Source organism: Qipengyuania sp. 902, from assembly GCF_051195295.1.
GTDB lineage: Bacteria > Pseudomonadota > Alphaproteobacteria > Sphingomonadales > Sphingomonadaceae > Qipengyuania.
Window position 1 is genome coordinate 14,695 of the sequence record NZ_JBNJLJ010000002.1, and the last position, 13,356, is coordinate 28,050.

General features: G+C 64.1%; 12 protein-coding genes. 7 read left to right on the plus strand and 5 right to left on the minus strand.

Translation table 11 applies throughout. From position 1 onward, the window contains the following. Positions 1–11 precede the first annotated feature (11 nt). Positions 12–1,013: a bile acid:sodium symporter gene (locus ACSH0F_RS05120; protein ID WP_435200599.1), complete on the plus strand. Its 1,002-nt coding sequence runs from the start codon at positions 12–14 to the stop codon at positions 1,011–1,013. Here ACSH0F_RS05120 and ACSH0F_RS05125 read toward each other — a convergent pair. Together ACSH0F_RS05125 and panB are read right to left on the minus strand one after the other, a co-directional pair. Next, the gene (locus tag ACSH0F_RS05125) at positions 946–2,013 is read right to left on the minus strand and encodes a DUF475 domain-containing protein (RefSeq protein WP_435200601.1); all 1,068 of its coding nucleotides are present in this window, start codon (positions 2,011–2,013) and stop codon (positions 946–948) included. The two genes, ACSH0F_RS05120 and ACSH0F_RS05125, sit on opposite strands and share 68 nt — an antisense overlap. A gap of 15 nt (positions 2,014–2,028) precedes the next feature. After that, entirely contained in the window at positions 2,029–2,901 is an 873-nt protein-coding gene (gene panB / locus ACSH0F_RS05130) for a 3-methyl-2-oxobutanoate hydroxymethyltransferase (protein WP_435200603.1), read from the minus strand. A gap of 129 nt (positions 2,902–3,030) precedes the next feature. Between panB and ACSH0F_RS05135 the strand changes: the two genes are divergently transcribed. Together ACSH0F_RS05135 and ACSH0F_RS05140 are read left to right on the plus strand one after the other, a co-directional pair. Continuing rightward, positions 3,031–4,461, plus strand: coding sequence for a sodium-dependent transporter (locus ACSH0F_RS05135; protein WP_435200605.1), 1,431 nt, complete (start codon positions 3,031–3,033; stop codon positions 4,459–4,461). 104 nt (positions 4,462–4,565) lie between these two features. Further along, positions 4,566–6,149 (plus strand): amino acid permease, encoded by a 1,584-nt coding sequence (locus ACSH0F_RS05140; protein WP_435200607.1) that lies wholly within the window; start codon positions 4,566–4,568, stop codon positions 6,147–6,149. Positions 6,150–6,218: 69 nt separating this feature from the next. On the opposite strand, the gene ACSH0F_RS05145 is transcribed toward ACSH0F_RS05140, so the two are convergent. Continuing rightward, positions 6,219–6,704, minus strand: coding sequence for a pyridoxamine 5'-phosphate oxidase family protein (locus tag ACSH0F_RS05145; RefSeq protein WP_435200609.1), 486 nt, complete (start codon positions 6,702–6,704; stop codon positions 6,219–6,221). A gap of 122 nt (positions 6,705–6,826) precedes the next feature. On the opposite strand from ACSH0F_RS05145, the gene ACSH0F_RS05150 reads away from it, so the two are divergent. Further along, positions 6,827–7,660: a hypothetical protein gene (locus tag ACSH0F_RS05150; RefSeq protein WP_435200611.1), complete on the plus strand. Its 834-nt coding sequence runs from the start codon at positions 6,827–6,829 to the stop codon at positions 7,658–7,660. Next, a complete protein-coding gene (locus tag ACSH0F_RS05155) occupies positions 7,657–9,225 on the plus strand; it encodes a Y-family DNA polymerase (protein ID WP_435200613.1) in 1,569 nt (522 codons plus the stop codon). Before ACSH0F_RS05150 ends, ACSH0F_RS05155 begins: the two co-directional genes overlap by 4 nt. Here ACSH0F_RS05155 and ACSH0F_RS05160 read toward each other — a convergent pair. Then, positions 9,222–9,620 carry a PilZ domain-containing protein gene (locus ACSH0F_RS05160; RefSeq protein WP_435200615.1) on the minus strand — a complete coding sequence of 133 codons (399 nt, stop codon included), beginning with the start codon at positions 9,618–9,620 and terminating at the stop codon, positions 9,222–9,224. The genes ACSH0F_RS05155 and ACSH0F_RS05160 overlap by 4 nt on opposite strands. Before the next feature lie 114 nt (positions 9,621–9,734). Next, entirely contained in the window at positions 9,735–10,361 is a 627-nt protein-coding gene (locus tag ACSH0F_RS05165) for a carbonic anhydrase (protein WP_435200617.1), read from the minus strand. Positions 10,362–10,671: 310 nt separating this feature from the next. On the opposite strand from ACSH0F_RS05165, the gene ACSH0F_RS05170 reads away from it, so the two are divergent. Continuing rightward, positions 10,672–11,916, plus strand: a complete 1,245-nt coding sequence (locus ACSH0F_RS05170; RefSeq protein WP_435200619.1) for a putative DNA modification/repair radical SAM protein — start codon at positions 10,672–10,674, stop codon at positions 11,914–11,916. Further along, on the plus strand, positions 11,913–13,355 hold the full coding sequence (locus ACSH0F_RS05175; RefSeq protein WP_435200621.1) for a UdgX family uracil-DNA binding protein: 1,443 nt from the start codon (positions 11,913–11,915) through the stop codon (positions 13,353–13,355). Before ACSH0F_RS05170 ends, ACSH0F_RS05175 begins: the two co-directional genes overlap by 4 nt. The last annotated feature ends 1 nt before the right edge of the window (position 13,356 follow it).

Sequence of the window (13,356 nt, forward strand, 5' to 3'; positions counted from 1 at the left end):
AGGGGCAGCGCATGGCGCTGCGCACGATCCTGGCCGACCCGATGCTGCGCATGCTAGCGCTCGCCACCGCGCTTGCGGCGATCGTGCCGGTGACCGGTGGCGGCAGGGACGTTGCGCAGATCTTCGCGAATTGCGCCGTATTCCTGCTGTTCCTGCTGAACGGCCTGCGCATCGCGCGAAGCGAGATCGTGCGCGGCATCGCCCACTGGCGCTATCAGGCGGTGCTGGTGGTGTGGGTGTTCGGCGCGATGGCACTGGGCGGACTGGCGCTGTCGCTTGTCGGGGAGGCTTACCTGCCTGCCTTGATCGCCCTCGGCTTCCTCTATCTCGGCGTGTTGCCGTCCACCGTGCAATCGGCGACGTCCTATACGGCGCTGGCGGGCGGAGCGGTGGCCTTGGCGGTGGTCAGCGCGGCTCTTCTGAACATTCTCGGCGTGTTCGTGTCCGTGCCGCTGTTCCTTGCTCTCGGCGGCAGCGGCGAGGGGGCGGTGGGCAGCGAGGTGTTGGTCAAAATCCTCGGCATCCTCGTCCTGCCTTTCGCCCTAGGGCAGATATTCCAGAAACCCGCGGCGCCGCTGATCGAGAGCATCAAAGGCAAGATCGCCTGGGTTGATCGCTTCGTGATCGCCATTGCCGTTTACGTCGCTTTCTCTGGCGCGGTCGAGCAGGGCATCTGGAGCCGTGTCGATGGCGCGGGCTGGCTCATCCTGCTGGCATTCGTGGCGCTTTTTCTCGTGTTTGCCCATAGCGGAGCATACTTGGTCGCCAAGCTGGCAGGCTTCGAGCGTGAGGATCGCATCGCGTTCCTGTTTTCCGGCGCGCAGAAAAGCGCCGCCGTCGGCGCGCCGCTCGCCACGATCCTGTTCCCGCCCGAGGCGGCGGGATTCATCGTCCTGCCCCTGCTGCTCTATCATCTGTTCCAGCTGGTGCTGGCAGCGCCGCTCGCTAGTCGGCTGAGTGCATCGCGTCTTCCGGATGGCGACGGTTGTAGCGCACAGACCACCAGAAGCTGACGCCGATCAGCAAAGCGCCGATCAGGCCAGTGATCGTTTCGGGAATGTGATAGCGTGCCGACAGCAGCATGATGATGCCGAGCACGATGATCGCCCAGAAGGCGCCGTGTTCGAGATAGCGATATTGCGCCAACGTGCCCTGCCGCACGAGGTGGATGGTCATCGAGCGGACGAACATCGCGCCCACCGACAAGCCCAGCGCGATGATGATCATGTTGTTCGAGAGCGCGAAGGCCCCGATTACGCCGTCGAAACTGAAGCTCGCATCGAGAACTTCGAGATAGAGGAACCCGCCAAGGCCCGAACGCACGATCTCACCCGCAGCCTTCTTGCGCGCCTCGCGCTGCTCGATGATCGCACCCAGCGCATGAACGGCGATATAGGTTACGAGACCGAGGATGGCGGCGGTGAGGAAGGTGATCTTGTCGGCATCGGGCAAGGCAGTCGAAACGAAATAGACGAGCGTCAGGACCAGGCCGATCTCCACCGCCGGCACATTCGAGAACTTGTTGATCGCCCGCTCCAGAACCCCGATCCAGTGCACATCCTTGTCGTGATCGAAGAAGAAGGCGAGGCCGACCATGGCGAGGAACGCGCCCCCGAAACCGGCGATACCGATATGGGCGCCCTCCACGATCCGCTCATATTCTTCCGGATCGTTCAGCGAGAGGCTGACCGCTTCGACCGGGCCGACATTCGCCGCAATCGCCACGATGGCGATGGGGAAGATGATGCGCATACCGAACACCGCGATGAGAATACCGATGGTCAGGAACCGCTGTTGCCACACCGGGTCCATCTCGCGCAGGACCGTGGCGTTCACCACGGCATTATCGAAACTGAGGGATACTTCGAGGATCGACAGGACGATCACGATCCACAGAACCGACAGCATACCGGTAATCGTGCCGGTGCTGGCATAGCCGTACCATGCCCCCAGTCCGAGGCAGACAGCCGTAAAGCCGAGCGAGAACGCGTAATAGCGAAGCAGGGTTTCCATCGAGGTTTCCGGTAATCAGCTCTTGGGCTGGTATGTCTGGTCGGGACCGGGGAAGCTGCGCTCGCGCACTTCCTCGGCATATTGCGCGACGGTCTTTTCGATCACGTCGGCGATGGCTTCGTATTTCTTCACGAAGCGGGGCACACGTTCGAACATGCCGAGCATGTCTTCGGTCACGAGCACCTGCCCGTCGCACTGGGCCGAAGCGCCGATGCCGATGGTGGGGCAGGAAACGGCCTTGGTGGCCTCGATCGCGATGGGTTCCACAACGCCTTCGATGACGATGGCGAAGGCACCTGCCTCGTCCAGCGCTTTCGCGTCGGTCACGATCTTGTCGGCTTCCGCATCGCTGCGCCCGCGCGCCATATAGCCGCCGAGCACGTTCACCGCCTGTGGGGTGAGGCCTACATGCCCCATCACCGGGATGCCGCGCTGGTTGAGGAAAGCGACGATCTCGGCCATCTGCTCTCCGCCCTCGAGCTTCACCGCGGCCGCGCCGGACTGCTTGAGGAGATAGGCCGCGCTTTCGAAGGCCTGCTCCTTCGACGCCTCGTACGAACCGAAAGGCATGTCGACCACGACCACCGCGTGATAGCTCCCACGCACGACGGCGGCCGCGTGGTTCGCCATCATGTCGAGCGTTACCGGGATCGTGGACGGCAGCCCATAAATCACCTGCGCCAGCGAGTCGCCTACCAGCAGGATATCGCAATGCGCATCGAGCAATTGCGCCTGGCGGGCGGTGTAGGCCGTCAGCATGACCAGCGGCTCCTCCACCTTGCCATCGCGCTTGTGCGCGCGGATCTTCGGCACGGTAAGGCGCTTCATCGGCTGGGGCGTCGGATTGGCGCGGCTAGTCGATGTGTCGAGCTGGAAAGTCGTGGACATGGTGCAGCCCCTAGCAAGCCGTGAAAGGAAGGCAAAGCGGCGCTTGGAATCGGCAGCGATTGCGTGTCTAAGGGCGCCGACGGGAAAGTGCGGCTGAGGGGCCGCTCTTCAGAGAGGAATTCGACGACAATGGTCGCCACCACCACTTCGACCGGCGAAGGCTGGTCTTCGCGTACAGCCTTCATCCTTGCCGCAGTCGGGGCCGCAGTCGGCCTCGGCAATATCTGGCGCTTCCCGACCCTTGCCGGGGAGAGCGGCGGCGGGGCCTTCGTGTTCTTCTACATCGCCTGCGTCTTCCTGCTCGGCCTGCCGCTGGTGCTGTCGGAAATCTTCATCGGGCGCGTGGGGCAGACCGATGCGGTCGGTTCGATCCGCAAGGTTGCTGCGCAATCGCAATCCTCACCCGGCTGGGCGGTGTTCGGGGCGATCGGCGCGATCGCCGCGTTCCTCATCGTCTCGTTCTACTCGGTCGTCGCCGGCTGGGTGCTGTATTATGCCGGCGTGATGGGCGGCGACCTCGTCGACGCCATCATGGCGGGCGAGCCGTTCCGCGGTGCGCTTGCCGGAGAGGATCAGGCACAGATCCAGCAGCGGCTGGGCGATATGTTCGCCAGCCCCGGGCTGCTGCTTGCCATGCACCTCGCGTTCATGGGCGTAACGCTGTTCATCGTCGCGCGCGGGGTCAGCTCGGGGATCGAGAAGGCAGCGACCTATCTGATGCCGATGTTCTTCGTCCTGCTCGTCGGGCTGGTTATCTATGGCGCGATCGAAGGCGATATTGCCGAGACTGCGGCGTTCCTGTTCACGCCCGACTGGTCGAAGCTGACGCCGCAAGTGATGAACTCGGCTCTCGGGCAGGCGCTGTTCTCGCTCTCGCTCGGTGTCGCGGGACTGATCACCTATGGCTCCTACATCAAGGAAGGCAGCGGCCTCGGCTCGACATCGGCCCTGATTGCAGTGGCCGATACCGCGGTTGCGCTGCTTGCCGGCTTCATGATCTTCCCGATCGTCTTTGCCGTCGGTCTCGACCCGGCAGCCGGCCCGACGCTGGTCTTCCAGACCTTGCCCTTCGCTTTCCAGACGATGCCTGCCGGGGCGCTGTTCGGCTTCCTGTTCTTCGTCCTGATCCTTGTCGCCGCAGTGACAAGCTCGATCTCTTTGCTCGAGGTGCCGACCGCTTGGGGCATTGGAGAGCGCGGCTGGAGCCGGCACAAGTCGGCGCTGATCTTCGGCGGCGGCGCGTTCCTGATCGGGATCGCCTGCCTGCTGGGCTACAACGTCTGGTCGGACGTCCGCCCGCTCGGCTTCTGGTCGCTGTTCGCGGAAACCGACATCCTCGACACGGTGGACGGGTTTACCGGCAAGGTCATGTTGCCGGTCGGTGCGCTGCTGACCTCGATCTTCATCGGCTGGAAAGCGGATACCAACCTGCTGCGGACGACGACGGGACTTTCGCCGATCGCATTCGGTATCTGGCGCTTCCTGATTGCCTGGCTGTGCCCGATCGCGGTGGCGATCATTCTGGTGACGGGGCTGTTCCCCAGCATTCTCGGCGCCTGATCACAATTGCGCTTTTCGGGCGCGATATTTACGAGTAATCGAGGCGTTCCGGCTGGCGGAGCGGGGGTGTCCCGCGGCGGGCCGGTGGAGCCAGCTGGCCACATATGATCCTCGACAGGGTGAAGCCGCTCGACGCGATACTCGCGGCGGCCGAGAAGAAGTCACTGCATCGATCGCTCGGTGCATGGCAATTGATGCTGTTCGGCATCGGATGCATCATCGGGACCGGAATATTCGTGCTCACCGCCGCCGGCGCGCAGAAGGCAGGGCCGGGCCTGATGCTGGCGTTCGTCATAGCCGGTGCCGTGTGCATCGTGGCCGCGCTTTGCTATGCGGAGATCGCCGCGATGATCCCGGTCGCAGGGTCGGCCTATACCTACAGTTATGCGACGATGGGTGAGCTGCTCGCCTGGACCGTGGGCTGGGCGCTGATCCTGGAATACGCCATCGCCGCATCGGCAGTGTCGGTCGGATGGTCGGGGTATTTCTCCGGCACCATCCTGAACGAGTTCCTCGGCATCACGCTTCCGCAATGGCTTTCCGCAGGTCCGCTCGCATTGGGCGGGGAACCGGGCGGCTTCATCAACCTGCCTGCTTTGGTAATTGCCCTGCTGGTAACGTGGCTTTTGATGATCGGTACGAGCGAGAGCGCCAAGGTGAATGCGGCACTGGTCGCGATCAAGGTCACCGCCCTCACCGCATTCATCGGCCTCACCCTGACGAGCGCCTATTTCGATCCGGACAAATTCAATCCGTTGTTGCCGGCCGGGGTGTTCGGCGGTTTCGGGACGGGTGTGGGCGCGGTCGGCGCAGCTGCGACGATCTTCTTCGCCTATGTCGGGTTCGACGCGGTTTCGACTGCTGCGGAAGAAACGAAGAACCCGCAGCGCAACGTACCGATCGGGCTGGTCGGTTCGCTGGTCTTCTGCACGATCTTCTACATTCTCGTCGCCGCCGGAGCGATCGGGACGATCGGCGGTCAACCGATCATGGGGCCCGGCGGCGTGCCGTTTCCCGCAGGCTCGGAAGAGCTGGCCCGGCAGTGCGCGCTTCCCGCTTATTCGGGTGCTCTCGTTTGCTCGGACGAGGCGCTGGCGCATGTGCTGCGGCAGATCGGATTTTCGGGTATCGGCAACTTGCTCGGCATTGCAGCCTTTCTCGCGCTCCCTTCGGTGATCCTCGTGCTGCTGTTCGCGCAGACGCGCATTTTCTTCGTGATGAGCCGCGACGGGCTTCTCCCGGCAGGCTTGTCGAAAGTGCATCCGCGCTGGAAGACGCCTTACGTCGTCACGCTCCTGACCGGTGCGATCGTGGCCGTTGGTGCCGCTTTCTTTCCGGTCGGGCAGCTGGCCGATATTGCCAATGCCGGAACGCTCTATGCCTTTGCGATGGTGGCGGTGGCAGTGATGGTTCTGCGGCGGACGGCTCCGGATCGGCCGCGCGACTTCCGGACACCCATGCTATGGTTCGTCGGCCCTGCCACTATCTTCGGTTGTGCGTTTCTCTTCCTCAACCTGCCGCTGGAAGCCATGCTCGTGCTGCCATTGTGGTCGGCGATAGGCCTGCTGGTCTATTTCGGATACAGCCGCAGGATGAGCCATCTGGCCCAAGGGATAGTAGAGGTTGTCGACGATATCGCGGGCGAGGAGACGATGATCCCGATCAATCCTGCGCCACGCAACGAATGAAAAACGGAAAAGGGCCGCTCCCGTAAGGAGCGGCCCTTTGCGACTCGTTTTTGTTATTATCGGCCGATCTTAAAGGTCGACCTTCTTGGCATGCTGTTCTTCGGCTTCGTCGTGGACGGTCATGCCGAGCGCCATCTTGGCAGTGTTGAGCATCCCGAGATCGCCGTTCCAGATTTCTGCGGTGCCGAGGTCCATACGCAGGAACAGGATGTCCGGATCGTCCTTGCCGCCGTCGTACCAGGCTTCGACGAAGTTGTTCCAGAAATGGTCGAAGCGCTCCTTGCTGGTTTCGACTGCAAGCGCACCGCCGAAGCGCGCAAACATTTCATGGCCCTTTCCGGTGAAGGTGGCGGTGGCGTTGCCGAGTTTGGCGAAATCGCTGTGCTTGTGCGTGAAGAACCACACCGAGCTGTTCGCATCCTTGTCGAGCTGCGCGGTCATCGGCACGGCAGTGTCGGGCTGTCCGTCGAGTTCGAGGAAGACGAAAGGCGAATCGGCCATCGCCTTCCAGAATTTGGTCTTGAGTTCGTCGGCATTGCCTTCGGCATATTTCATGTGGGGTCCTTTCGGTCGTTTGCCTGTGCAACGTGCGGCAAAGGCGATGCGTTCCGGGGCATGGCGGCAAGGCCGAACTAGCCGATTGCGAATCGGTCCGTGTTGGAACATATTAGGAACAAATGAGTCGTTCCGTCATGCCTTCCGCCACCACCTCCCTGCCGCTGGCCTCGCTCGTCGATGCCGGTACCATCGCGGCACGAAACAGTTCGCGTTGGCGGCCGGGCCTGGCGGCAGCGGGCAAGCCGGCGCTGCATAGCGAGGTATTCGCCTCGCCGAACGAAGCGGCCGGAGCGGGGGCGGCGCTGGCGCTGGCGCTCGACGATTGGCGGAACCTGCCTCGCGGCGAAGGTCGCGCCGGAGGTCGCGGCGATACTCACGCCGGGACACACGGCGAACCTGACGCCCGGCCTATCCTGTGGGTGCAGACGCGCGATGCGGCGCGGCTTTCCGGGCGTCCTTACCGGGCAGGCCTGCCGAAAGAGATGCGCGACCGGTTGATCCATGTGCTTGCCGATACCGCGCAGGGTGCACTCTTTGCGCTGGAAGAGGGCGTGCGCTGCCGGGACATCGCCTGGGTGATGGGCGAGATCGCGGGCAATCCGAAAGCGCTCGATTTCACAGCCTCCCGCCGCCTGACGCTGGCGAGCGAGAAATACGGCGTGCCGCTGTTCCTCGTCCGGCTCGATGCGGCGCGCGACCTGTCCTCCGCCCGGATGCGCTGGGATGTGAGCTCTGCCGCCTCCGACGCGCCCCGGTGGAACGCGCAAGCCCCCGGTACGCCGGTCTGGCGGGCCGAGCTGTTCCGGGCGCGCGGGCATGCGCCGGGCGAGTGGCTGCTGCACGAGCAGGGCGGGGCACTGAAAGCCCGGCGCGAACGGCAGGCGGACAATGACACCGGCGCGCTCAACTGGACTGCGGGGCTTCAGCGGCGGCGGCTGTCGCAGCAGGCATGAGCGCGCGTTCCGGCGACCTAGGGTCGTCCCGCCGCATTCTCGCGATCTGGCTACCCGCTTTCGCAATCGACCGCTGGCGGATCGTCACGCAGAAGGCCGGGGGCACGCTCGATAGCGGGCCGCTGGTGCTGATTGCCGACACGGCGCACGGCCCGCGGATCGAGGCTGCCAATCGCCTCGCGATGGATGCCGGTGCGCGCCGGGGCATGATGTTGGCCGATGCCCGCACGCTGTGCCCTGAGATCGCGACCGCCTCCAGCGATCCGGCGGGCGATCTGGCGTTCCTCGAACGGCTTGCCGTCCGGGCCCAGCGCTGGGGCCCGTGGTCGGCGATGGACGAACCCGACGGCCTGCTCGTGGACGTGACTGCCGTCGCGCACCTGTTCGGCGGGGAGGACGCACTGCTTGAAGATGTGCGTGCGGGGTTCGCCCGGCGCGATCTCGCCATCCGCACGGCCATTGCACCCACCGCAGGCGCGGCGTGGGCGCTGGCCCATTTCGGCCGGGCCGGAGCGATCGTGGACCGCGAGCTGGAGCAAATGCTGGCCGACCTGCCCGTCGCGGCGCTGCGGCTTGGCAGCGATGTACTCACCGTGCTGCGCCGCCTCGGCCTCAAACGGATCGGCGACATCACGACCATCGGGCGCGACGCGCTCCAGCGCCGGTTCCGCAAGCGCAAGGTGCCCGAGGCCAACCCGCTGCTGCGCCTCGACCAGCTGCTCGGGCGGATTCCGGAACCGCTCCTTCCGGTAATCGAGCAACACGCGCCGCTTACCCAGCGGCGCCTGATGGAGCCGATCCGTCACCGCACTCTGCTCGATCAGGTGGTGAACGATCTTGCCGATGACATGGCACAGCTTCTCGAGAGCAAGGGGCTGGGCGCGCGGCGATTGGAGCTGGGGCTGTGGCGGGTCGATGGAGAGGTTGCAGTGCGCAGGCTGGAGATGTCCGCCGCCACGCGCGATCCCGCCCATATCTGCCGCCTGTTCGCCGCGCGGCTCGACGATATCGAGGCGGGCTTCGGCATCGAGCTGCTGCGTCTGCGCGCCAGCTGGACGGAGCCGCTCGCGCTGGCGCAAGGTGATATCGAGGCGCAGACGGAAAGTCCCGGCACCTCGCTTGCCACTTGTATCGACCGGTTGACCGTGAGGCTTGGCCCCAAGGCGGTCAGTCGCCCGGTGCCCTTCGCCAGCCACATCCCGGAGCGCGCGCAGCGCTGGAAGCCGCCGCTGGAGCGCGAGCCACCGACGCAAGGGGTGCTGGAATTCCACGCTCGCCCGCTGAAGATGCTCGACACGCCGGAGCGGATCGCCGTGCTCTATGCTTCGCCCGACGGGTACCCTCAGCGCTTTCGCTGGCGCGGCGGGGTGCACGAAGTCGCGCGGGTCGAAGGGCCGGAGCGGATCGCACCCGAATGGTGGCGCGAGCGCGGTTCGGTCCGCCTACGCGATTACTACCGGATCGAGGACGAGCGAGGGCGGCGCTACTGGATCTATCGCCAAGGCATCGCCGGAGACGGGCGGGGCGGACCACCGGACTGGTTCCTGCAGGGGCTGTGCGCCTAACTCTCGGACACGAGAAACGCGCGGCGCGAGCGCTTCTGGCCGAGGGGTATGTTGCTGAAATTCGCCACCGGGCCGGTTTCGACTTCGACGGTCTGCGTTGTGGCGTCCACGGCTGCTTGCGGAATGCTGCGTTCGAACACCAGCCCGCAGCTACCGTCGCGGCTCCATACCACCTTGCACCAGTGTTCCTGATCGCCCCAGACAAGCAACCCCGAAACCCCGCTGGCAGGCAGGTCGTCAGCCTCAAAACATGCGCCGTCGAGCGACAGATCGCTGAGCCGACCATACCGTTCGCCGCCGAGCAGGCGAAGCGACGCCGGGCAATCGACGGCATGGCGCCGACTGATGCGTCGTTCGGATTGGCTTGCGACCTGTTTTTTCTGGAATAGCGCCACGCGGTGCCCCCTTACCGGACGTCATCGGGGGGCTCTGGTTACCGTGACCTTTTCTGACACGGTAAATAAACTTTAGGGATACCCGCCCGGCACCTTGCCGGACGGGTATCGCATTCAGGGGCGATCGAAGAAGTCCACACGCCCATCGTCGAGATCGTAATAAGCACCGACGACTTTCAGTGCCCCGACCCGCTGCGGCTCGAGCAGGATGGGGTCGGTATGCTGTCGAAGCTGCCGTACGACGCGGCTGACGTTGGCGCGCACCGAATTATCGAGCAGATCGCCGTCCTTATCGCGTACCGACAGGACCGCCGGGATAATCGGTTCGATCATCGGACCGATGGAACCTGGGAATGTCGCATTGTCCGTAACGACTTCGGTCGCTGCTTTCACGGCACCGCGGCTCTCATGTCCCATCACGACCACCAGGGGGACATTCAGCACCGCCACGGCATATTCGATCGACCCGAGCGCGACCGTATCTACGGTATTCCCGGCATTGCGAATGATAAAGAGTTCGCCCAGTCCGCGACCGAACAGGAGTTCAGGCGGCACCCGGCTATCCGAACACGTCACATAGGCGGCAAAAGGCTGTTGCCCAGCGGCGAGATCGAGCCGTCGTTGGGAACTGGTTAGGACGCTCGTACGACCGCCGGTCAGGAACTGTTCGTTGCCTCGTCGCAACAGTTCGAGTGCCTGATCGGGGGTGAGGTCGGAAGCGGGCGGCGCAGGTTCGGGCATTGCCGGATTATCCTGCGCTAAGGCCGAATTACCGCTCAGCAAGGCGGCGGCACTGGCAGCCCCCGTTGCACCAAGCATGGATCGACGAGATATCATAACCACTCTCCGTTGGCGCCCGAAGTCAGAGTGGGTCGGGCGCTGGTTTGCTTTATCGCCAAGGGCGATCGCTCAACGTCCGACATCACGAGCGCATATGCGCCCGCCAGAGGGGCCCGGTCCGTGCAATTTTTACGCTGTTCTGGCCTGGGGGTTCCCACGGTCGCAGCATTTTGCTGTTGGAAAAACCTGCGTAAGAACATATAAAGAACGAATGGCGTCGCAAACCATCCTTCAGAAGCTTGAGATTCTCGCCGATGCAGCGAAATACGATGCGTCCTGCGCGTCGTCCGGTACGGCGAAGAAGAACAGTCTGGGCGGCAAGGGGATCGGCTCGACGGAGGGGATGGGCATCTGCCACGCCTATGCGCCCGATGGCCGCTGCATCAGCCTGCTCAAGATCCTCCTGACCAATCACTGCGTGTTCGACTGCCATTACTGCGTCAATCGCAAGAGCTCGAACGTGGCGCGCGCGCGTTTCACGCCGCAGGAAGTGGTCGACCTGACGCTCGCCTTCTACCGGCGTAATTATATCGAAGGGTTGTTCCTGTCCTCAGGGATCGTGAAAAGCTCGAACCACACGATGGAGCAGATCGTGGAAGTCGCCCGCATCCTGCGGGAAGAACACGATTTTCGGGGCTACATCCACCTCAAGACCATTCCCGAAGCCGATGCCGAGATTGTCCATCAGGCGGGGCTCTATGCCGACCGTGTGTCGATCAATGTCGAACTGCCGACCGACGGTGGCCTCATCCGCCTCGCGCCCGACAAGGATGCGCGCCAGATCGAAGGCGCGATGGGCAAGGTGAAGGCCGACCTCGTCGAGGCAAAGGATGCCCGCAAACGCTTCCGCCACGCGCCGCGTTTCGCGCCTGCGGGCCAATCGACGCAGATGATCGTCGGCGCGGATGCCGCGAGTGATGCCGATATCGTGGGTAAGGCGAGTCGGCTCTACGACAATTTCCGCCTGCGCCGGGTCTATTACAGCGCTTTCTCGCCGATCCCCGATGCCAGCGCGGTGTTGCCACTGAAACGCCCGCCGCTGATCCGCGAGCATCGGCTTTATCAATCGGACTGGCTGATGCGTTTCTATGGCTACAAGCCGACCGAGGTGATGCAGGCGACCGAGGCGGACGGGAACTTGCCGCTCGACATCGATCCCAAGCTCGCGTGGGCGCTCAAGTTTCGCGAGCAGTTCCCGCTCGATGTGAACCGTGCCAGTCGCGAGCAATTGCTGCGCGTGCCCGGTCTCGGCGTGAAGGCGGTCAACAAGATCATCGCCAGTCGCCGCCATCGCAATCTGCGGCTCGACGATGTGGCGTTGCTGACGCAATCGATCACCAAGGTGCGGCCGTTCATCTGTACGGTAGACTGGCGCCCGATCACGCTGACCGACCGTGCGGACCTGCGCAGCCTGCTCGCGCCGAAGACCGAGCAGCTGGAGCTGTTCGCGGCATGAGGTCCTCGCGCAGCCTCTCGGGCGTGAAGCTCGGAACTTATTACGTGGTGCACATGCCGGAGCCGGACGATTTCGACTTCTGGCGCGAGCGGGCGCGCGGGCTGATCCAGTGCGATGTCCCGCCCGACCGAATCGCCTGGGTCGAGCTGGGCGGCAGCGGCGACCTGTTCGCGCATGGGAAGCGCCGCATGCCGGTGCCGCCGAAGGATGCCCCGCCGGTGCGCGCCAACCGCCGCTTCATCAGCCTGGCGCGCAATGCTACGCTTCATTCCGATCCCGAGCGCTTTGCGCTGCTCTACCGCCTGCTGTGGCGATTGCAGGCCAATCCGCGGATCATGGAGGACAAGGCGGACCTCGATGTCCGCAAGCTGGAAGAACTCGACAAGAATGTGCGCCGCGACAGCCACAAGATGCACGCTTTCGTCCGCTTTCGTCTGGTCGAAGATGAGGAGGGCGCCGAGCATTACGTCGCCTGGTTCGAGCCCGACCACCACATTCTGCGCGCCAACGCTGGGTTCTTCATGCGCCGCTTTTCGAACATGCGCTGGTCGATCCTGACGCCGCGCGGCTCGCTCCACTGGGATGGCGAGACGATGGCGGAAGGTCCGCCCGCCGATCGCAGCGACGCGCCGAGCGGCGATCCGACCGAGGATCTGTGGCGCAGCTATTACGCGTCCATCTTCAACCCTGCGCGTTTGAAGATCGGGGCAATGCTGAAGGAAATGCCCAAGAAATACTGGAAGAACATGTCCGAAGCCGCGCTCATTCCCGAGTTGGTGGCGGGCGCGCAGAAGCGGGAAAGTGCGATGGTCGAGAAGGGAACGCTGGAATTCGAGGAGCGGCCTGAAACGCTCGCAGCGATCGACAAGGCGATCCATGCCTGCCGCAAGTGCCCGATCGGCCAGCTCGACAACCATGCGGTGATGGGCGAGGGACCGCAGGATGCTGCGTTGATGATCGTCGGCGAACAGCCGGGCGATCAGGAGGACCAGCAGGGGCGGCCCTTCGTGGGGCCGGCGGGCCAGCTGCTCGATACGCATCTGGAGAAGGTCGGGATCGACCGCCGCGCGGCTTACGTCACCAATACGGTCAAGCACTTCAAATATGTCCAGCGGGGCAAGCGGCGCATCCACCAGCCGCCGGGCGCGAAGGAGATCGACACCTGCCGCTGGTGGATCGAGAGCGAGCGCGCGATCGTGCAACCCAAGCTAATCCTCGCGATGGGGGCAAGTGCAGCGCGCGGCATGCTGGGCAAGACTGTCAGCATCACCAAGGTCCGCGGCGAACCGATTGCGCTCGAAGACGGCAGCGAGCTGTGGGTGACGGCGCATCCATCCTACCTCCTGCGGCTCGATGGGTCCGCGCGCGAGGAGCAGGCGCGCCTGTTCGATGCCGATCTTGCCGCAGTGAAGGAACGGCTCGAGGAACTGGCAGGGTGAC